The sequence below is a fragment of the Williamsia sp. 1135 genome, from assembly GCF_002095395.1.
Taxonomy (GTDB): domain Bacteria; phylum Actinomycetota; class Actinomycetes; order Mycobacteriales; family Mycobacteriaceae; genus Williamsia.
The window spans coordinates 194,430-215,380 of the sequence record NZ_MJEI01000105.1 but is presented as its reverse complement, the minus strand read 5'-3'; the positions used below and the strand labels follow the sequence as shown (position 1 = coordinate 215,380).

General features: G+C 64.8%; 19 protein-coding genes. 7 read left to right on the top strand and 12 right to left on the bottom strand.

Annotated elements, in window-relative coordinates; all coding sequences use genetic code 11:
- Positions 1-106 precede the first annotated feature (106 nt).
- Positions 107-667 (top strand): GtrA family protein, encoded by a 561-nt coding sequence (locus BFL43_RS24205; RefSeq protein ID WP_143695517.1) that lies wholly within the window; start codon positions 107-109, stop codon positions 665-667.
- Between the two features lie 82 nt (positions 668-749).
- On the opposite strand, the gene BFL43_RS24200 is transcribed toward BFL43_RS24205, so the two are convergent.
- From BFL43_RS24200 to BFL43_RS24180, 5 genes are all read right to left on the bottom strand, one after another.
- Positions 750-2,042, bottom strand: coding sequence for a HAMP domain-containing sensor histidine kinase (locus BFL43_RS24200; RefSeq protein WP_240498448.1), 1,293 nt, complete (start codon positions 2,040-2,042; stop codon positions 750-752).
- Between the two features lie 26 nt (positions 2,043-2,068).
- Entirely contained in the window at positions 2,069-2,746 is a 678-nt protein-coding gene (locus BFL43_RS24195; protein ID WP_084838235.1) for a response regulator transcription factor, read from the bottom strand.
- A 78-nt stretch (positions 2,747-2,824) separates the two neighbouring features.
- On the bottom strand, positions 2,825-3,919 hold the full coding sequence (locus tag BFL43_RS29600; RefSeq protein ID WP_240498447.1) for a hypothetical protein: 1,095 nt from the start codon (positions 3,917-3,919) through the stop codon (positions 2,825-2,827).
- A 219-nt stretch (positions 3,920-4,138) separates the two neighbouring features.
- The gene (locus tag BFL43_RS24185; RefSeq protein ID WP_084895533.1) at positions 4,139-5,812 is read right to left on the bottom strand and encodes a nucleobase:cation symporter-2 family protein; all 1,674 of its coding nucleotides are present in this window, start codon (positions 5,810-5,812) and stop codon (positions 4,139-4,141) included.
- 126 nt (positions 5,813-5,938) lie between these two features.
- On the bottom strand, positions 5,939-6,457 hold the full coding sequence (locus BFL43_RS24180; protein WP_084895531.1) for a PH domain-containing protein: 519 nt from the start codon (positions 6,455-6,457) through the stop codon (positions 5,939-5,941).
- 161 nt (positions 6,458-6,618) lie between these two features.
- On the opposite strand from BFL43_RS24180, the gene BFL43_RS24175 reads away from it, so the two are divergent.
- Positions 6,619-7,209, top strand: a complete 591-nt coding sequence (locus tag BFL43_RS24175) for a hypothetical protein (RefSeq protein WP_084895529.1) — start codon at positions 6,619-6,621, stop codon at positions 7,207-7,209.
- Between the two features lie 9 nt (positions 7,210-7,218).
- Here the strand turns inward: BFL43_RS24175 and BFL43_RS24170 are convergent, their stop codons facing one another.
- Positions 7,219-8,031, bottom strand: a complete 813-nt coding sequence (locus BFL43_RS24170; RefSeq protein WP_084895527.1) for a biotin--[acetyl-CoA-carboxylase] ligase — start codon at positions 8,029-8,031, stop codon at positions 7,219-7,221.
- A gap of 126 nt (positions 8,032-8,157) precedes the next feature.
- On the opposite strand from BFL43_RS24170, the gene BFL43_RS24165 reads away from it, so the two are divergent.
- Genes BFL43_RS24165 through BFL43_RS24155 form a run of 3 tightly spaced genes read left to right on the top strand, consistent with a single transcriptional unit; the run spans position 8,158 to position 10,684 of the window.
- Positions 8,158-9,786, top strand: a complete 1,629-nt coding sequence (locus BFL43_RS24165; protein WP_084895525.1) for an acyl-CoA carboxylase subunit beta — start codon at positions 8,158-8,160, stop codon at positions 9,784-9,786.
- Entirely contained in the window at positions 9,783-10,028 is a 246-nt protein-coding gene (locus tag BFL43_RS24160; RefSeq protein WP_084895523.1) for an acyl-CoA carboxylase subunit epsilon, read from the top strand. The genes BFL43_RS24165 and BFL43_RS24160 overlap by 4 nt, the downstream gene beginning before the upstream one ends.
- A gap of 29 nt (positions 10,029-10,057) precedes the next feature.
- Positions 10,058-10,684 (top strand): nucleoside triphosphate pyrophosphatase, encoded by a 627-nt coding sequence (locus BFL43_RS24155; protein WP_084895521.1) that lies wholly within the window; start codon positions 10,058-10,060, stop codon positions 10,682-10,684.
- A 39-nt stretch (positions 10,685-10,723) separates the two neighbouring features.
- Here the strand turns inward: BFL43_RS24155 and BFL43_RS24150 are convergent, their stop codons facing one another.
- Genes BFL43_RS24150 through BFL43_RS24140 form a run of 3 tightly spaced genes read right to left on the bottom strand, consistent with a single transcriptional unit; the run spans position 10,724 to position 14,716 of the window.
- Complete coding sequence (locus BFL43_RS24150; RefSeq protein WP_084895519.1) at positions 10,724-12,079, bottom strand: hypothetical protein; 1,356 nt, start codon at positions 12,077-12,079, stop codon at positions 10,724-10,726.
- A 25-nt stretch (positions 12,080-12,104) separates the two neighbouring features.
- Entirely contained in the window at positions 12,105-13,421 is a 1,317-nt protein-coding gene (locus BFL43_RS24145; RefSeq protein WP_084895516.1) for a hypothetical protein, read from the bottom strand.
- Between the two features lie 2 nt (positions 13,422-13,423).
- Entirely contained in the window at positions 13,424-14,716 is a 1,293-nt protein-coding gene (locus tag BFL43_RS24140; protein ID WP_084895514.1) for a glycosyltransferase, read from the bottom strand.
- A 128-nt stretch (positions 14,717-14,844) separates the two neighbouring features.
- Between BFL43_RS24140 and BFL43_RS24135 the strand changes: the two genes are divergently transcribed.
- Entirely contained in the window at positions 14,845-16,113 is a 1,269-nt protein-coding gene (locus tag BFL43_RS24135; protein ID WP_084895511.1) for a glycosyltransferase, read from the top strand.
- A 47-nt stretch (positions 16,114-16,160) separates the two neighbouring features.
- Here the strand turns inward: BFL43_RS24135 and BFL43_RS24130 are convergent, their stop codons facing one another.
- Genes BFL43_RS24130 through BFL43_RS24120 form a run of 3 tightly spaced genes read right to left on the bottom strand, consistent with a single transcriptional unit; the run spans position 16,161 to position 18,924 of the window.
- The gene (locus BFL43_RS24130) at positions 16,161-17,060 is read right to left on the bottom strand and encodes a glycosyltransferase family 2 protein (protein WP_084895509.1); all 900 of its coding nucleotides are present in this window, start codon (positions 17,058-17,060) and stop codon (positions 16,161-16,163) included.
- Between the two features lie 56 nt (positions 17,061-17,116).
- A complete protein-coding gene (locus BFL43_RS24125; protein WP_084895507.1) occupies positions 17,117-17,953 on the bottom strand; it encodes an ABC transporter permease in 837 nt (278 codons plus the stop codon).
- Positions 17,950-18,924 (bottom strand): ATP-binding cassette domain-containing protein, encoded by a 975-nt coding sequence (locus tag BFL43_RS24120; protein ID WP_084895505.1) that lies wholly within the window; start codon positions 18,922-18,924, stop codon positions 17,950-17,952. Before BFL43_RS24120 ends, BFL43_RS24125 begins: the two co-directional genes overlap by 4 nt.
- Before the next feature lie 825 nt (positions 18,925-19,749).
- Here BFL43_RS24120 and BFL43_RS24115 point away from each other — a divergent pair.
- The gene (locus BFL43_RS24115; RefSeq protein WP_168176712.1) at positions 19,750-20,949 is read left to right on the top strand and encodes a condensation domain-containing protein; all 1,200 of its coding nucleotides are present in this window, start codon (positions 19,750-19,752) and stop codon (positions 20,947-20,949) included.
- The last annotated feature ends 2 nt before the right edge of the window (positions 20,950-20,951 follow it).

The window sequence follows — 20,951 nt, the reverse complement described above, 5'->3', positions numbered from 1 at the left end:
ACGGCTATCCATGTTGTCACGATCTGAGGTGTTCGAATGACACGGGACCGGCCGAGAACGCGCCGGATTAGTTGACCGGCGATATTTTTTCGTAGACTGCATCCTTGTGTCATTCATCGACGGGCTGATGGCCCGTACCCCGGCGCCCATCAGGGGCGTGGCGATGAAACACCACGAGCTCATCAAGTTCGCCATCATCGGTGGTTCGATGATGCTTTTCGACATGGCGATCTTCTATTCGCTGAGTCTGACGATCCTCGAGAACAAGCCCGTGGTCGCCAAGATCATCTCGGGTGTTCTCGCCACGATCGTCAGTTACATCCTCAACCGTGAGTGGGCGTTCAAGAATCGCGGTGGACGCGAGACGCACCACGAGGCCCTGCTGTTCTTCGCGATCAGCGGCGTCGGTGTGATCTTGCAGGCCGCGCCCCTGTTCGTGGCCAACAACATCTTCGACATCCGCAGTTCCGTCGACGTCACCAAACTCGTCGTCATCGACTTCGTCCTCGGTTACATCATCGGCAACCTACTGCAGATGGCCTTTCGGTTCTGGGCCCTGCGGCGCTTCGCGTTCCCGGAGTCCGACCTTCGCGGTGCCGCGGCCGGTTCCACGGATCCACACCCCGCCGGCGAAGAGCTCGCGGACGAGGAACTCGGCCACAGCTGAACCCCCGCCCTGGCGGTAATGGGTCGTTGTGGCGAACAAAAGCGCAGGTCGACCTCGCCAGAACAACCCATCATCGGTCTGACTAACGGGGTTCGGGCCCCCTGGGGAGTACCTGATCGGCATCGGTATCGACTTCGTGCCGCGGCACCACGATCGCAAAAGTCGGCGGACGACGCTGCAGCAGGTCGAGCCGTCCCCCGTCGGCCTCGATCAGCGCTCGCGCCAGCGGCAGACCCACACCGCTGGACCCGCCCTCGGAGTACCCCCGCTGGAAGACGTGCGGGGCGCTCTTGTCGCTGACCCCCGCGCCCTGGTCCGACACCGAGATCCGGATCATGCCGCTCCCGGGCAGCTCGCGGGTCTCGATCAGGCAGTCACCCTCGCCATGGCGCAATGCGTTGTCCACGAGCACGCTCAGGGCCTCGCGCAGGCGCGTCGGGGTGACGCGCGCGGCGCACTCTCCCGACGCGACGGCGGAGAGCGTGCGGTTCTGCACGGCGAACGCCTGCCTATAGTCGGCCACGACCTGATCCACCTGCCCGGGTATGGCCACCGGGTCGAGGCGCGCCACCTGCTCGCCGCGCGCGGCGGTGATCAGTTCATCGAGCTCGCTGGTGAGCCGCTCGACCTGGGCGAGCGCTGCGTCGGCCTCGTCCACCACGTCCTGATCGGGATGGATGGACAACTCGTCGAGTCGCAATCTGATGGCGGTCAGTCTGCTCCGCAGCTGATGGGAGACCTCGCCCACGATCCGGCCCTCACGCTCGAGACGGACGGTGATCTCGCGATTCGCCGTATCGAGCGCCGACGACACCCGGTCGAGTTCCTCGATGTCGTAGTGCCTGCCCTCGGTCCCGAAGTCCCCCTGGGCCATGCGTGCCGCTCGCGCGGCGACGTCCTCCAACGGGTCCGCCAGGCGGCCGGCGGTCACCGCGGCCACGACGAGGCCGGCGATGACCGAGGTCGTGACCACGAGCGAGACCACCCCGACCGCTCCCCACTGTCTGCTGCGGACCTGCGAGTAGGGCACCGACAGCGTCACCGAGCCGGCCTCACCGAGGGTCAGCGATTCCGTCACGGGTTCTTCGTCGAACGACGCCCCTATGTCGAGTCTTCCCTGATCTATGCCGTCTTCGGATACCACCGGAAAATAGATTTCCAGGCGTCCACCTTCGGGCACGAGCAGCCGGAACTTGTCGCGATCCAGATCGCCGCTCACAGAACCGTCCGGCCCCTCCTGGTCGAGGAGCTCGGCCGACACGCGTTTGAGTCGATCGTCGAGATCTTGGTGTGCGGTGTCGTCGACCCACCACCAGGCCGTGAACATGAGCGGCACACCCAGCAGCAGTCCGATGCCCATGACCATGGCCATCATCGACCGGAGAATTCGGCGGCGCATGTCTAGTCGGGATCGAAGCGGAAGCCGACCCCGCGCACGGTGACGATCCGCTTCTTGCGTCCTGGCCGGTCGTCACCGATCTTGCGGCGCAGCCAGGAGATGTGCATGTCAAGGGTTTTGGAGGAGAGCAGGTCGGGAGTGCCCCACACCTCGGTCAGTATCTCTTCGCGACTGACCACCTCGCCGCCGCGTTCCATCAGATACCGCAGCAGATCGAACTCGCGATTGGCCAGTGTCGCGTCTTCCCCCGCGACCAGGACACGACGCCCGCGGGCATCGAGATGGATGTCACCGGCCTCGATCACCACGTCGGCGCTTTGTTTGCGACGCAACAGCGCCCGCACCCGGGCGAGCAACTCGGCCAGCCGGAACGGCTTACCGACGTAGTCGTCAGCTCCGGCGTCCAGTCCGACCACGAAGTCCACCTCGTCGGTGCGCGCAGTGAGCATCAACACCGCGAGTTGGGGACGCACGGCCCGGATCCGGCGGCACACCTCCAGCCCGTCCATCTCGGGCAGCCCGAGGTCGAGGACGAGCAGTTCGAATCGGCCGCTACGGGCCATCTCGAGGGCTTCGGTGCCGGTGGTGACGACCTCGCAGCCGTATCCCTCCCGGCTCAGGGCACGGGCGAGCGGCGCGGCAATGGCTTCGTCATCTTCGGCCAGCAGAACTTCGGTCACTCTGCCAACTTAGGCGCATTCGGGCCGCAGGTTCGCAGCGAGCCGATTCCAGCGGGTTGTCCCGTCCCCGCATTCCGGCTATCCCGTCGGCATGTTCGCGAGTTCAACGGCCCGACTCAGCGTCTCCCGGTCGACCACGTCGGCAGCATTCATCGGTTGGGTCAGGACACCTGACTCGCTCGCGATGTCGATCATGAACGTCACGCTGGCGTCGGAGAGCCCGCCGTCATCGGTCCAGAACGGATACTTCTGGATGAGGCCGAACAGCTCTCTGAGGGATTCTTCCGAGGGCGGTTCTTCGACGCATTCGTCGACCGCGGCCCGAAAGAGGGCGAAGTCGCTTTTCAGAGTCTTCATCGCACGCAGCGTGGTGGCGCAGTACCTGGCGGCGAGTTCGCGGTTCTCGACGAGCCATTCCGCCGGGGCGGCCTGAGCCACCTTGATGAATCCGGGGGCGTTCTCGTAGAGGGTGGCGATGAGCACCGGTAGGTTCACCGTCTCCTGGGCACTGTCGTACTGGGTGTCGTGAATCACCGTTGCGTCCAGCTGCCCCGCGGCCCACGCTTCCGTTCGGGCGCTTGAGCTTTCGATGATCTGCTGATTCGGGATCTCGTCGATGTCACGGGGCTCGCCGATACCGCTCAAGAGCGCGTTGAGGACGATGGCTCCGGCGCCACCCGGGCTGTCGATGCCCACCCGGGTCGACGGTTCGAACAGCTGACCGGCGGTGTTCACGCCGTTGGCGCCGGCCAGGACGAAGTCGTCCATGCTCACGTACGGGCAGAACATCTTGACGTCCTCGCCCTGCTCACGCGCATCCAGGATCGCGGAGACCGACGTCGCCATGACCTCGGCTTCGCCATCGAGCAAGGTCTTCAGGGGGTCGATGTGGTCGTCGAAGATCGTGATGTTCTGCTCGACACTGATGTCGAGCCCGAAGTCATCCGCGTTGTGCCCCACGCCGTAGACCAGCGGGACCTGCGACGCCTGTGGTTTCGAACCCAACACGATCCGCAGCGACTCCCCCGTGTTCGGTTCGGCTGACTCCGTGCTGGATTCGGCCTGCCCGGTGCTCGGTTCGGCTGACTCGCCGCAGCCGGCGAGTACCAGAGCGCTGATGGTGCCGGCGGCGATCAAACACGTCACCCGGCTCCGACGACTTCTGCTGGACATCTGATCTCCTCATTCGCACTGTTCGATCGCCTGAGCAGATGAGCGGTTGCTGCGGACTCGCACGTGCGGAGACCGGAACCCTCGGCCTCGGGTCCAGCTGACCGTACGTCAGTTGAGCAGGCGATTTAGGGAAATCATGGGAAGGCGCCGAACGGCCGTCCGCCGCGTGCGCAATCGACCGCGCGGTAGGCCTGCCGAGACGGTGTCGGAGCGCTTCGATCAGGTGCGTCCGCGCTTGGAGAACTCCCCGTGGGTGTGTCCGTCCCACTTCTCGTACACCTGCTTGACCTTGGGGTTGTCCTGGTCCCGGATCCAATCGCACAGGTCGGCCTCGGCGTTCGGATTCGTGACGATGATGGTGTGGAGATCTTCGTGCTTCTCGGCCAGTGCTCGAAGTTTCTCGCTGCTGGTCGACGGGTCGGCGGCCTCCAGCGCATCCCGCGGGTCGAGAAACGGACCGCGCGGGGCGTCGAACCCGCCTCCTCCGACCTCGTCCTCATCGATCGTGTCCTTGCGCATGGCTGCGGAATTGAACAGCAGGTTCAAGACGATTGCCGTGAGCGCACCCGCCGAGATACCTGAATGGAAGATCGTCTGGAACCAGTCCGGGAACTGGTCGTAGAGGTCCAGAGCGACGTCCACCGGCGCGGCGCCCAGGTTGCGATCGCTGTAGTACAGCTTGGCTTCGGTCAGCATCGCGACGCCGACGGAGATCGCGACGACCAGGATGTTGGAGTTGTTGAACTTCACCTTCGACAGGGTTCGCACGCCACTGGCGGCAACCATGCCGAACAGCGCCACACCCGCGCCGCCGAGAACCGGCATCGGGATGCCCTCGACGATCGCGGCCATCTTGGGCAGCAGTCCGAGAATCACCAGGATGATGCCGGCACAGGTCGCGACGTGACGGGTCTTGACGCCGGTGATGGCAACCAGACCGACGTTCTGGGCGAATGCCGTGTACGGGAACGTGTTGAAGATGCCGCCCAGGACCGTCCCCAGCCCGTCTGCGCGCAGGCCATCCGCGAGTTTCTGTGGGGTGATCTTCTTGCCGACGATCTCGCCGACCGCCACGGTGTCGCCGGTGGTCTCGGTCATGATCACGATGGCGACGATCATGAGCGCGAGAATCGAACTGATCTGGAACGTCGGTGCGCCGAACTGGAACGGCTGCACGAAGCCCACCCAGTCGTAGTGACTCACGTTGTCCCAGGTGGGCATTCCGAACGGAATCGAGATCAATGTGCCGATGACCAGACCGAGCAGCACCGACACCCGGCGGAACGCGTCCGGAGCGAATCGCTCGATCAACAGGATGATCAACAGGGTCAAAAATCCCATACCGATGGCACTCGGGGCGCCGAAATCAGGTCCCTTCGCAGTGCCGCCGCCGAACCAGCCTGCTGCGACCCGCATCAGCGACACCCCGATGATCAAGATGATCGTTCCGGTGACCAGCGGAGGGAAGAATCGGATGAGCTTTCCGAACACCGGCGCCATGAGGATCATGAACAATCCGGAGGCGATGACCGCACCGTAGATCGCCGTGATGCCGTGTTCGACACCAATCGTGATCATCGGGGCGACCGCGGCGAAAGTGACGCCCTGCATCAAGGGCAGTCTCACGCCGAAACGCCAGAAGCCGACTGCCTGAAGGATTGTCGCGATACCCGCGACGAACAGATCAGCCATGATCAGGTGCACGATGTCCGACGATTCCAGTTCGCCGGCGCTCACCATGGCGCCACCGACGATCAGCGGGACAGCGACCGCTCCGGCGTACATGGCGAGCACGTGCTGGAGGCCGAGCGGGAGGAGTCGGACGAGCGGAGGGATCTCGTCCACGGGGTGTTCGGCGGTGCGACCGCGGGCGATCACGGAGAGGAACGACATGGGCGTCCTAACGGTGCGATGGAGCGTTGACGAGGTGATCGTCGGACTCGCACATTTCGGACTTTTACCCAGAAGGTTTCACCGATGTTTCGGCTGGAATATATCGGGCGCCGAGGTGGCGGCGGATCAACGGCGGAAGTCGTCACCGTCGCGGGTGTCGAACACCTCGTGGTAGAGCAGGGAGTGCACCCGCTCGACGTGCGGGATGTCGTTGAACTCCAATGGATCCTCGGACGCCGATTCGATGATCAGGGTGCCGGTGCGCAGCACTCGGTCGACCAGTCCGTGCCGGAACTCGACCGAGTTGATGCGCTGCACCGGGATGTCGATGCCCGAACGGGTGATGATCCCGTTCCGGTAGGTCACCCTTCGATCGGTCAGCACGAAATGAGTTGTGCGCCAGCTGATGAATGGACGGATGAAGAACCAGATGACGATCACCAGCCACACCACGGCGATGATTATCCCCGCCACGAGCTTCGCGGTGGAGTTGATATCGGAGGTGGACAGGTACCCACCGGCGACACCGGCGAGGGCCGTACCGACGATGAACACGAAGGTCGGGAGCAGCAGACACTTCCAATGCGGATGGTGATGCAGCACCACCCGCTCGCCCTGGGCCAGGATGCTCTCGGGATACCCCATCGACAAACCCCTCCGACTCGCGCCACGCCTCCCGCGACCGGTGCGCGCGGTTCCACTGCATCGCAATCAAACCAGATGCCGGTGTCCCGGTGGGCTTCGGCGAGGATTCGCGCGCAACGGCGCCGCTGGTCAGTAGACTCAGACGCATAGGGAGGTGCGAGATGTATCCGAACGACCCGAACAAACCGCGTACCGCGCGTTACGACCGGGGCTATGACCCGGAACCACAGGCGTACAGCCAGTCGTACCCACAGCAGGGCCAACAGCCCGCGGACCAGTACTACGAGGCGGCACCTGCGGGGCAGCCACCGCGCCGCCCCAAGTCGAACCGGCCGCAGGTCAACCCGACCATGTTCATCGGCGGCGTCCTGGCCACTGCGATCGTCACCGGTCTTGCGGCCTGGCTGGTCGCCTGGTTGATCCGATTGGTCATCGAGCGCGTGAACGAGACCGGCAAGCTGGGTGTGTGGAACCCGATGGCCAACGACGAGTACTGGTTCGCCGTCGTGGCCTTTCTGTGTGCGCTCTTCGCAGGAGCTCTCTGGTACGTCCTGCAGTTGGCGACACCCTCACCCAACCAGTTCTTCTCGTGGATCGTCGGCTTGCTGATCATTGCGGCAGTGCTGATCCCACTGCTGCTCTCGCGCGATTGGACCACGGGTATCTCGACCGCGATCATCCACGCGGTGATCGGCCTGCCGATCATGTTCCTCGTTCCCGCGATGGGCACGAAGAGCATGGAACGGCGCTAGCGCAGGCCCTCAGTCCACCAGTCGTAGGTGGGTGACGTCGCCGGCCGCGACGGCGACCTGCTCACCCCCGGCAACATCGACCACCACTCGCCCGGTGCTGTCGATCGCGGTGGCCACACCGACGAGCTCGTCCCCGACCGGCAGTTGCACCCTGACCCGATGCCCGAGGGTCGCGGACGCGGCGCGGTAGTCCTCGGCGACGACCCCGAGGTCGGCGGGCCACTGATCGAGCCTGCGCGAGAGTGCGATGAGCAGGGCCGCGGCCAGCTCGGCTCTGTCGACCTCGGCGCCGGCCAAGCTCAGTGACGTCGCGGTCGGCACGGGCAGTTCGTCCTCCGACAGGCTGACGTTGATGCCGATCCCGATCACGACGACCGGCCCCGCAGGTCCATGCGTCAATTCCGCCAGGATGCCGGCGACCTTGCGGCTGTCGCCGTCGCCCGGCAGCAGGACGTCGTTGGGCCACTTGAGTTCCGGTTTCAGGTCACTCACCGCCTCGATCGCTTCGACGACCGCCAGCCCGGTCAGCAGGGGAAGCCAACCCAGGGCACTCGGCTGATCCGAGGTGTCGGCCGCTGCGGCCACCGAAAGGGCGACTTGCGAGCGGGGCGGGCTCGTCCACGACCGCGAGTGTCTGCCGCGGCCTGCACTTTGGTATTCGGCGACGAGGACCGAACCCGTGCCGTCACCCGAACCCGACAGCGCAACGAGGTCGGCGTTGGTCGAACCGGTGTCCTCCACCACCCGGATCGACCGCCATCTGGTGCCCGCCACCTTGGCGATGAGGACGTCGGGATCCAGCGGTGCGCGCGTGTCGGTCATGAGGTCACAGCCTAGAGCTGTGAGGGCGATTTTATGTGTGTCGAAGAGTACCGGATCAAACATGAGAGAAACCTCAGGTTAGCCCGGTCTGCACCCCCACCGAGGGCAGTGGATAGCATCAAGGCCATGACGAGTGCCCCCCAGGACGCGGAACCGACCCCGGACATCCACACGACCGCAGGAAAGCTCGCTGACCTGCACAATCGCCTATCGGAGGCGAAGCACCCGGTCGGTGAGGCAGCGGTCGAGAAGACCCACGAAAAAGGCAAGCTCACCGCACGCGAGCGAATCACCCACCTGCTCGACGATGGCTCGTTCGTCGAACTCGATGCCCTTGCGCGTCATCGCAGCACCAACTTCGGGCTCGCCGAACGACGGCCACTCGGAGACGGTGTCGTCACCGGATACGGCACCATCGACGGCCGCGAGGTCTGCGTCTTCAGCCAGGACGTCACGGTCTTCGGTGGCAGCCTCGGTGAGGTCTACGGCGAGAAGATCGTCAAGGTGATGGATCTGGCCATCAAGACCGGCCGGCCCCTGGTCGGGATCAACGAGGGCGCAGGCGCCCGCATCCAGGAGGGCGTCGTCTCCCTGGGTCTCTACGGCGAGATCTTCCACCGCAACGTCCGCGCCTCCGGTGTCATCCCGCAGATCTCCCTGATCATGGGCGCTGCGGCCGGCGGGCACGTCTACTCCCCCGCACTCACCGACTTCGTCGTCATGGTCGACAAGACCAGCCAGATGTTCGTCACCGGCCCCGACGTGATCAAGACAGTCACCGGTGAGGACGTGACGATGGAAGACCTCGGTGGCGCCCAGACGCACATGGCGAAATCCGGTGTGGCGCACTACGTCGCCAGCGACGAGGAAGACGCCCTGGATTACGTCAAGGAGCTGCTGGGCTACCTGCCGAGCAACAACCGGGCTGATCCGCCGCGACTGCCCGTCGCCGAGCCGGCCGCAGGATCGATCGAGGACACCCTCACCGAGGAAGATCTCGAACTCGACACCCTCATCCCGGACTCGCCGAACCAGCCGTACGACATGCACGAGGTGATCCGCCGCATCCTCGACGACGACGAGTTCCTCGAGGTCCAGGCCGGGCGTGCGACGAACATCATCATCGGTTTCGGTCGCGTCGACGGTCGCAGTGTCGGTCTGGTGGCCAACCAGCCGACCCAGTTCGCCGGTTGCCTCGACATCAACGCCTCCGAAAAAGCGGCGCGATTCGTCCGCACCTGCGATGCGTTCAACATCCCGATCATCACGCTCGTCGACGTGCCCGGCTTCCTGCCCGGCACCGACCAGGAGTTCAACGGCATCATCCGACGCGGCGCAAAACTGCTCTACGCATACGGCGAGGCAACCGTCGGCAAGATCACCGTCATCACGCGCAAGGCGTACGGCGGTGCCTATGACGTCATGGGGTCCAAGCACATGGGCGCCGACGTCAACCTGGCATGGCCGACAGCGCAGATCGCGGTCATGGGCGCCTCGGGTGCCGTCGGGTTCGTCTACCGCGGCAAGCTCAAGGATGCCGCAGCAAACGGCGAGGACGTCGATGCCCTGCGCCTGCAGCTGCAGCAGGAGTACGAGGACACCCTCGTCAATCCATACGTCGCCGCGGAGCGCGGGTATGTCGACGCGGTCATCCCGCCCTCGCACACGCGCGGCCAGATCGCCACCGCACTCAAGCTGCTCGAGCGCAAGCTCGTCAACATGCCGCCGAAGAAGCACGGGAACATCCCCCTATGAGCGACGACACGGTGGCAGAGGCCACGGATACCGCACCGGCGAAGCCATTTCTCACGGTCGTGAGAGGCAACCCGTCTGACGCCGAGGTCGCAGCGCTCGTAGGCGTTTTCGCGTCCGCCGGCGTTTCGGGTGGACCGGTCGACAGCGGCCCGCGGAACCTGTGGGGCACTCCGTCCGATCGCCTGCGGGCGGCAACCGGCCTGGCTCCGAGCGTGTTCCCGAACCTCGCGTTCGGCTACTGACACCCGGTGGACGCGCCGGTGAGGTCTCGATGACCCGTTTCATACTGGCATCGGCCTCACCGGCGCGGCTTCGGATCCTGCAGGCAGCCGGACTCGATCCGGTGGTTCACGTGTCCGACGTCGACGAGGAAGCTCTCATCGCCGAGATCGGTTCGAGCGCACCACCCGCGGACGTCGTTGCCACTCTCGCCCGTGCGAAGGCGGAGAGCGTGGTGGCCTCGCTCGATCCCCGCCTCCGAGAAGACGTGGTACTCGTAGGGTGCGATTCAATGCTCCATCACGGCGGTGCACTCACGGGCAAACCGCATACCGCTGCCGCCGCCCGAGCCCAGTGGCACGCGATGCGCGGCACGCAGGCCGAGTTGTTGACGGGCCATTGCGTGGTGCGACTGATCGCGGGTGAGATCGTGGCCTCCGAGAGCCGAACCGTCGCGACCACAATACGTTTCAGTAGTCCGACGGACGCACAGATCGAAGCTTATGTGGCCACCGAAGAGCCGCTGGCCGTGGCCGGGGCATTCACGCTCGACGGCCGCGGCGGCTGGTTCGTCGACGGGATCGACGGCGATCCGTCATCGGTGATCGGCATCAGCCTCCCGCTGGTACGCAGTTTGCTCGACAATGTCGGAGTGAGCGTCACCGACCTCTGGGTGTGACAACCACCGCTCGTCAGGTTCCGCCGCCGCTCGGGCTCGTCACCACATCCGGTGATCGAGACCCCACGCCGTCAACTCCTCCCCGATCTGCTTGCGCATCAGATCGGCATCTCCGAAGTGGTCCGGGTGGATCCCGAAGAACGTGATCGTCACCTTGTCCCCGTACTCGACTGCCCAGGCCGCCACCGCAGGTCCCAGCGTCCTGCGATGCTCTGGAGGGCGGCCCTGCATGATCGCTCTGATCCCGAACGACGTCGCCGTCTCGCCGCCCAGCTCGAGCGCGGTCTGCGGCACGACTCCCAGATTCGACACCGTGGTGTCCGGGCCCGGTATCGACTGCATCATCTTCCCGATCAATCGTTTCGGTAGCAGACGCACAACCGGTTGCAGGTTGTCGGCCACCGCGGCCGCACCGTTGTTCGCGTAGTCGATGAAGGCCTGCTTGCTCAGCGCCCTGATCTCGCCGAGCCCACGGTCGGGTGTGATCTCCCCTGGCACTCGAATCCACACGCCACCAGATGCATTCGCACGTTCGTCGCCGTCGCTGCGCCTGCTGACGGCGATACACAACCGCATCGCCGGCGCCGGAACGGGATACCCCGAGCGTTGCACCAAGCCGCCGAGTAGCGCCGTGAACAAACTGTTCGACGTGCCACCGTGTTCGGCCGCCCGGGCAATCCACTGCTCCTTGTCCACATCCGCCGTGGCGAGCGTTGTCTCGGGACCACCACGATCCGGTGACACCGCCGCCTTCGGGGCGTTCGGGTCCTTCGGGACGCTGTCCACCTCACTGCGCTGCTTCCACAGCGCCGCGGCAAGGAGTGCACCCGACCGGACAGCCGCTGCGACCTGCCCCCTGGCATCGGTGAGATCGTCCCGTATCCCGGGCCAACCGCGCGTCTGATCGAATGTGGGCAACGTGTTGGTCGACGCTCCTGCGTGAGCGGCGGCGAGTGCCCCATAGACACCCTGTCCGTCGGAGACCATGTGCGAGACCAGGAGTGACAGTGCGTACCCACCCGAATCGGTCGGTGCACCGTCCAGCTGCCACCCCTGACCGTCCGCCGGTCGCAGGGCCGAACCCCGAACACGTTCGTCCATCCACGCCCCGATCTCGTCGTCGGCGATCGGTGAATGCGCAAGTCTGAGATCGGGGACCTCGTCGTGACGGATCCACCGATCGCGGGCGAGTGGTACCCGGGTCCGGCGTACCCTCCGGTTCAGCGACCCGGCTGCCAGCTCATCCCGCAGTCGGACCAGCGCCGCCTCACCGGGGTGTCGGTCGAAGACCCACAGGAACTGGATGGGCGCACCGAGGCCGAAAAGATCCTCGGCCAACAGATAGGATTCATCCGCACCGGTGACCCGATCTGCTTGCTTTCCTTGCTCAGACATATGTGTTCGTCCTCCGGTCAGCGCATCACCAGATGCGGTGCGGTAGTCCCCAGGCGTCGAGTTCTGCAGTGAGCAGGCGATGAAGCTCCGGCCGGTCGCCGAACCGGGATTCGTCGAATGCCGCCACCGAGAACGTGAGCTGATCGCCCACCTCGAGGAGCCAGGACTGGACACCCTCGCCGAACCGGTAGGGCTGCGACGGATTGACCCCCTGCGCGATTCCGCGGAAGGCGACACCAGAGGCGGGTACCCCGCCCAGCTCTGAGAGTTCCGAGGCGAAGGCGCCGAGATTGGACGCGACCGCGTCGGGCATCCCGCTGCCCGAGCTGACCGCCTTGACGATCAGAGATGTCGGGAGCAACCACATCAGCGGTAGCAGATGGATCATGGCAGGCCTGCGGCCTTCTGCGAGCACGGTGAAGGCGGCCTTGCACTTTCGCCGGATCGGGCCCAGGTCGCCGCCGGCGGCCGGCTCGTCGGTCAGGTGGACCGAGACCCCCGCGGTGGCGTTGCCTCCCTCGTCGTCGGCCGTTCTGTTGCTGACGGGGACCCCCACCTTGATCGGTTCTCCGAGTGGTGCGTAGCCGCTGCTTCGCAACAACCCTGAGATCACCGCAACAAAAAGGCTGTTCGCGGTGCCGCCGTGCTCCTCGGCGACCTTGCGCCACGCGTCGACGTCCACACTGACGATCGCCCACGGTCCGGCGGCAGCGGGCGCTCTCACATTCATCGGCGGACGGGGTGGCCGCGTCGGGGGTGGTGGCGTCGAGTCGCGGCGCAGCGTAGTGATCGCCGCGCGCACGACGCCGTACGCCGCGGCGACGATCTGACGGATCGAATCACCTGCATCCGCCGCGCCGGCATGAATCCGAGGACGCAGGGACAGGGCGTCCACCCCCTTACCTCCGAGCGCGTCTGCCGCGGCCGACACCGTCGCCTTACCGTCTGCGATCAGATGCAGCGTGGTCAGGGACAGCACGAAGCCGCCATCGACGGTGGCCGTGCCCCGCAGCCGCCACGGCGGTCCACTCTCGGGTTCCAAAGGCGCGGAATACATCTCCTGCGCCGCCCATACCTCGACCGCGCGGCTCTCGATCGCTGTCTCGTCCAGGAGGAGTTCCGGTTCGATCTCGGCGTGGACCCAGCGCGGGCGCGAGAAGGGAAACGTCGACGTAATCAGTTGTCGATTCAAGGGGCTGGCCGCCAGGTGCGCGTTGACGGCCATGAGCGCATCGCGCGAGGGCGGACGATCGAACGTCCACAAGACCTGCAACACCACCGACCACCCGAAGGCACGGTGTACGAACCAATAGGTGAAGTCTTCCGGCTCCAATCGCGTCACGATCAGGCCGACAATCGAATCGAGCGCCTCTGCCGGGCGGCGTTCTCGATCAGGTCGACCGCGCCTGCGGCGGCCTGCTCGGCGGGGATGAGGCAGGACGCCACCTCCGTTGCGCGCTCGGCGTACGCCATACCGAGAATCAACTCGAGATTCTTCGTCAGAACGTCGGCATTCAGGGTTTTGAGCGGTATCGATGCTCCCGCGCCCATTCGCTCGAGTTGCCGTCCCCAGAAGGGCTGGTCCGAACCGAGCCAGCACACCAGTGCCGGCTTGCCCGCCCGGACAGCGGCGGACGTGGTGCCCGCCCCGCCGTGATGGACCACCGCCCGGCATCGCGCGAACACGCGTCCGTGGTCGACCGCACCGACCACGCGCACGCGTTCGGTCGAGGTCTGGCCGAAGTCGTTCCATCCCGCGCACACCAGGGCGCGCTGCCCCAACGCTCGGCAGGCCTCGTCGATCGCGCTCAACAGAGCTTCCGGATCGGGTACGGGCATACTGCCGAACCCGAAATAGATGGGAGGATCCCCGCTCTCGATCCAGGCTTCGGTCTCTGGGTCCACAGGGTCGGAGCCGATCCGGCGTCGCAGGCCCGCCGGGAGATCGATGAAGCCGACGAGTGGGCGACGGGCACCCCACACCCGGGTGAGTTCGGGGCAGAAGACAGGGTCGTATGCCTGGACCTCGACAGCTCCGTAGGCCTGCATTCGCGGTGACAGGGGTTGCTTGGCCGGGCCGAGCCCGAGCAGGTGCCGGAGCCGGTTCTCCCGTCCCCTGGTCAGCATCCAGAACGCCGCGGTGACGGCAGCCCAACTGACTGCGTTCACGCGAGCAGGAAGCGTCAGGGGTGCCCCGGGGAACGGCGAGACGAAAGGATTCTCCGCCACGGGTGCATGATGCAGAACGAAGAACGGAACGTCGTCTCGTTGTGCGAATGCGAAAACTATTTGAGCCGTGGTGAATCCGGTCACGATCGCGTCGGCACCCACTGCGAGCCCAAACATCTCGTCGACCATCTGGCTCCAACCGTGATCGCGGATTTCGGCAAGCGCGCGGACGCGTTTGAGAGGCCCACCGGTACGCACGCCCTCCCGGATGACGGCCGAGTTGATGTGCGCCCTGGTGTCGTAGCCGAATGGGCGTGCATCGAGTCCGGCCCCGGCCGCGAACTCGACCAGGTTGGGCGGCGCCCCGAACACCACCTCGTGTCCACGTCGCAGCAGTTCTGCACCGAGCACAACCGCGGGCTGGATATCACCACGCGTTCCGTTGAACGCGAGGACAAAACGCATCATCGCCTCCCCGCACTGTCTCGGCCCCGACCGCCGTCATTCACATCATCCTAGGTGAGACGTTAGGGTCGTGCAGGGTCAGCGAAACCGCTACCGCAAGATCGAGCCCGCTTTGGCCGAAACGAGGGGCGATGAAATTTGTACTGGCGTTCAACGGAAGTCGCGGCGACGTGCAGCCCGCCATCGCACTCGGCAGTGAATTGGCCGTGCGCGGTCATGAAGTCGTGCTCGCGGTCCCACCGAACCTCACCGATTTCGCCGGGGGCTCCGGGCTGGCGGTACACAGCTACGGACTCGACACTCGAGAACTTCTTCGCTCCGAGGTCGTCTCACGGGACCTCAAGTCCAACAATCCGGTCACCAAACTGCGTGCGGTGTCAGAGATCACGCTCAGGGGCGGGCGGACGATGCAGCAAGAACTGCTCGACCTCACCGCCGGCGCGGACGCCATCATCGGCGGAAGCGCAGGCCAGGAACGTGCACTCAACGTCGCGCTGGTACGCGGGATCCCCTACATCCCCATCCATCTGTGTCCGATTCGCCGCAACGGTGAGGTCTCACTGCTCACGCAGTTCGGTATCAATCCTCCGCCACCGGTGGCACGCGCGAGCTGGACCGTACTCGAACAAATCCTCTGGCGGGCAACCCGATCGGCCGAGAACACGCTCGGATCCGAGTTGGGACTGCCCGCGGCCGACGCACCCGCGGCCACCCGTATCGGAAGGCAAGGAGTGCCGGAGATCCAGGCCTACGACGCCGCGTTGTTCTCCGGCCTGACGTCGGAGTGGGGTGCGCGCAGACCTTTGGTGGGATTCTTCAACCTCACGACTCAGACCCGAAAACGGATGGGCGACGGGCACTCCGACCACGAGCTGCAGAGGTGGCTCGATGACGGACCACCACCGCTCTACGTCGGATTCGGGAGCATGGCCGTGGCAGACCCCGACCGCCTGGCGAGGGTGATCGCGACCGCCACCGAGGCCGCGGGACTGCGGGTTCTACTCGCCACCGGATGGGGTGGCTTGACGTTCGATGCGCCCGGTGACCGGATTCACGCGGTTCCCGCCGTCGACCACGACGCGATCCTGCCCCAGTGCGTCGCGGCCGTCCATCACGGTGGCGCGGGTTCCATCGCCGCGTCGCTGCGGGCAGGACTGCCGACACTCGTCTACTGGCTGGGCGCTGACCAGCCTTTGTGGGGCAGGCAGATTCGGCGCAGCGGCGCCGGGTTGAGTGCTCCACTCGCCAAGATTGACGAGAGCGGATTCCGCAGCGCGCTCGCGGAGTTGCTGACGCCTGTTCACACCCGCGCGGCGCGGGGGCTGTCCGAGCAGTTGGTCACGCCTGCCGCAGCGGTCACCGCGGCAGCAGAGCTTGTCGAGCAGGCCGTGCGATCGTGATGTCCGCGCGGTCGCGGCTCAGCTGTCCCAGGGCAGCGGATGTGGTGTCACGGCATGATCCGATCGTGGGTCGGCCGCAGCATGTTCTTGGCCGCGAACTCCCCGGTTTCTTTGTCGTAGGCCCGGATCACGACCAGTCGAACGGCATGGAGTGCGGTGACCATCGGCAGGTACACCAGGGCAGCCAGTGCTGCCCATCCGAACCGTCTGTGTACCAACAGGGTTCGCGGCAGGCAGATCATGTAGGTCAGGAACGCCGGCACGCTCGTCTCCATCCGCCGGGGTGAGACACCCACCGTGATGTCCGGCAGAAACGCATTTCGTCCGCCCGATTCCTGTACGCAGAGTCCGGTGTCGACGTCTTCGAACAGGTCACGTCGCAGGCTGACCCGCTCGCGAATCTGTAACCACGTCTCGCGGCGTAGCACCATGTTGGAGCCGTACAGGACCGGAACGTCCTTGACTTCGATCGGCGTGGGGATGCCCGCGCGTGTTGTGTTGACTCGTCGCGCACGCAACGGACTGATCCGTTCCTTCACACCCTTCAAGGCCTCTCCATAGGGCAGTCCATACGCCTCGCCCCGGCCGCACAGCGCCGCCCATCGGTGTTCTGTGTCGCTCTGCAGGAACTCGACGATCGTCCGAGCCCAGTGTGGCGGCACAAGTGTGTCGGAATCGATCCTCGCCACTGCTGGGCCGCCGCTGGCGTCGAGACCGGCATTGCGGGCGAAGACGAGTCCCTGCCGGGTCTCGGAGATCATCCTGATCTCAGGATGCCGCTCGGTGAACGTGGCGACGATGTCTGCTGTCTTGTCGGTCGAGTTGTTGTCGACGACCACGATTTCGAGGATGTAGTCGAGCTGGCGGCTCAAGCGTTCAAGACATTCGCCGATCACCTCCTCTTCGTTGAAGGTGGGGACCACCACCGACAAACACTTCGAATCCATCACGCTCCTTCGATGTCAGAAGTTCGCACAGGTCGATCCGCCGGCTGACAGATCGGTCAGGTCTTGCGCATGTACACCCGCAGGGTCAGGGGTGCAAAAATGGCGAGCACCACGAGTGCTCCGATCAGCGACCACGCGATCTGCGGACCGAAATGTCCGTCGACGGCCAGTTCTCTCACCGCGGACACGAGATGCGAGACGGGATTGACCGACGCGAAAGACTGCATCCATCCGGGCAACGTGGTGACGGGCACCAACGCGTTGGACACAAAGGTCAGCGGCATCAGGATCAGCATCGAGACCCCCTGCACCGTGGATGCCTTGTTCATCAGGACACCCATCAGCGCGAATATCCAGCTCAACGCGAATGCCACGACGATGACGAGAAGACAGCCGGCAAAGAGCCCGGCGATGCTTCCGGGCCGGTACCCCATCGCGAATCCGACAAGAACTGTCACCCCGGTCGCCACGACATAGCGCACCACATCTGCCAGCAGCGAACCGGCGAGGGGTGAGATCCTGGCGATGGGAAGGGATTTGAAACGATCGAAGACGCCCTTGTCGAGATCCTCGCGCAGTTGCACACCGGTGGTCACCGACGCGGCGACGGCGACCTGGACGAGCACACCCGGGATCAGGAGCGGAAGATACGCGTTGACGTTGCCGGCGATGGCTCCGCCGAAGATGCTCGAGAACAACACCGTGAACACGATCGGCAGGATGACCACGTCGAACAGCTGTTGCGGATTGTGTTTGATCTTGAGCAACCCGCGCTCGGCCATGGTCAGTGCCTGCGAGACCGATCTGCCCATCGAGACGTGCTTCGGGATGTGCCGGTCGGCAAGCAGCGCAGCGACTTCGGGATCGAACGGGATCTCGGTTCCGGCGGTCATGCGGCGTCCTCCCGGATCTCGGGTACCTCGGTGGGCTGCCCGGTGATCGTGAAGAACACCTCGTCGAGGCTGGGCTTCTGCACATTGATCTCCCGAAGCTCGATGCCCGCCGCTCGCAAGGCGAACAACAGCTCCGGCATGAGCGAGAGATCGTCCAATGGTGCGGCGACCCCTCCGTTGCCGGACACGGTGACCTCCGTGCGCGTGTAGCCGGCGACAATGCCCGCCGCCTCCCCGGCTGCCGCGGGATCACCCAGGGCCAAGATGAGGGTCGAGGACCCGACGGCCGCCTTCAGGTCGTCCGCGGTTCCGTCCGCGACAAGCCGGCCGTTGTCGATCACCGCGATGCGATCGGCCAGCTGATCGGCTTCCTCGAGATACTGCGTGGTCAGCAAAACAGTCGAGCCTGCTGCGACCAGCGCTCGGATCGTGGTCCACATCTGCGCGCGCGTTCGCGGATCGAGTCCGGTGGTCGGTTCGTCGAGAAAGAGCAACGGCGGGCGCGAGATCAAGCTCGCCGCGAGGTCGAGGCGACGGCGCATACCGCCGGAGAAGTGCCGGAGAGACCTGCCGGCCGCGGCTTCGAGGCCGAACTCCTCGAGTAGTTCAGCCGCTTTGGATTTCGCCGCGGTCCGCGACAAGCCGAGGAGCTTGCCGAAGATCATCAGGTTCTCGGCCGCTGTCAGATCTTCGTCCACGGATGCATATTGACCCGTCACCCCGATCAGGGAACGCACGGCCGTGGCATCGCGGACGACGTCGTAACCGAACACCGCAGCATGTCCGGCATCGGGCCGAAGCAGCGTGGCGAGCATACGCACGGTGGTGGTCTTGCCTGCCCCGTTGGGTCCGAGCACGGCGTAGACGATGCCCGCAGGTACCGCGAGGTCTATGCCGTCAACGGCGCGAAAAGTACCGTAGGTCTTCACGAGTCCGGTCGCCTCGATCGCCAGCGGTGATCGGTTGCCCATCGCGTTTCTCCTCCTATTGGACACCGATTCTGGTCGCCCTGTTGGATCACATTTGGCTACGCGGCCACGGCGCCAACAGATAACGCACAAGAAATACCGAACGACGCCTGTATTCCGCCAAGCGTTTACCCCACAGCCGAAGGTTAGTCCCTGCCAACGAATCCCCGCAAGAGTGGCACATGGTCCGGCCGGATTTCACGTCCTGTCAAAGTGACTGTAAGCCAACTTATTTCACATCGATGTCACATGCCCGACACCAACTCGCAAAAACTGCGCGACAATGCCGCACAGACGCTTGCCCACCACACTCACCGCGTCCGGCAAAATGCCTGTTAGAAGATTGTTTTCAGCGTTTCGACAACCTTCTCGCACTCTTTCGAAGAACTGTGTTGTCCGACTGTTTGCAACGCTAAAAGTGATGAACAACACTTTATCCTCGTGACGAAATCGCGAGAGTCCGGCCATACGATTGGGAAGCGCAGTCAGAACCTCTCCGACGATTAGCGATCGCAATTACACGTCATCACCGGAACCGGATGCGGGACTATGGAATTCACTGAACTTGTATATTATCCGCTGCCCTCGGGCAGCCTCACCGAGTGGATACCCACCACCGGAGCCGACGGCGCGTGCTGGTCTGTGGACTCCCGTCCTCTCACCTACGACCACGAAGACCACTACACGCGCGGGATGTCGGGCGAACCATCGAACGGTCAATCTGCTTGGCTTGGAGCAGCTTTCGAGATTCACCTACCGTTTGATGCCGATGCCGTCAGGCGAACGCTCCGGGCCTGGATGCTCCGACACGAGGCCTTCCGAACCACGGTGACCAAGACTGTTGACGCCCAAGGCAGTACCTGCCTCACCCGGCTCACCAGTTCGGGCGAGGTGCTCGACATGGCTCCCCATCCCGTCGGTCGCCTCAGGAACGGGGCTCACGTACGCGCACACCTTGTCGACCTGTTCGACACCCAGATCTCACCGCTGACGTGGCCACACTGCCTGGTGGCAACCGTCTCGGACCCCGACGCACCGATTGCCGGCAACGGCTTCCTCGTGGTCTTCGGCGCCGACCACTCGGTGATGGACGCGTATTCGATGCTGCTGGGCATCAGCGAGATCCAGCGCTTGTACGCGTACGAGCTCAACGGAATCGATCCGGCTCTGTCCGAGATCGGCAGTCACGTCGACTTCAGCGCGAACGATCGCGTCATCGGCGGCGGACTCACCCCTGAGCATCACGCGGTCGAGAAGTGGCAGCGATTTCTCGACGCGGGCGGCGGGCAGTTCCCCCGTTTCGGACTTCCGGTCAAACCCGAAGGCATCAACCCGCATGCGGGCCGGCAGCAGAACGGGATGTCCACGTGGCTGCTGTCGTCCGAGCAGGTCGCCCAGGTCAACGCCAACTGCCACGAACTCGGGCACAACATGCAGTCGGCCGTACTCGCGTCGCTCGCACTGGTGCAACGCGAACTCGTGGGCGAATCCACGCTGCGATTCGTGATGCCGATGCACACCCGCCACGAGTCACAGTACGTCGAATCCGTCGGTTGGTACGTCGGCATCATCCCGGTCGAAGTGGACATCACGGCCGCCGAGACCTTCGGTGACTGCATGAGGGCGGGCGCAGAGGCGGTGGCCGCCACCAAGAGTTTCGCCCGCTTTCCCTACCCTCGCATCGCCCAATTGCTCGGAAGACACGCAGTCCCACAGTTCGTGGTCTCCTACCTCGACGTGAGATTCGTGCCCGGCGCAGCGGAATGGGAGCGGTGGCGCGGACGCACCCTGCGCAGCGGCACATTCTCGGACGACGAGGTGTATCTGTGGATCGCCCGGACCCCGGTCGGCATGACGGTGTCAGCTCGCTTCCCTGCAACCGAGGTCGCCGAGGCAGGAGTACGACGCTTCATCGATGCCCTCGGCGAACTACTGCTCGGGTTCGCCCGCGCCGGTGATCATCCCACCGCCGGCCGTTCACTGACCTCGCTCACGATCCCTTACTCGCAAGACAAGTTCCCGGCCTAGAC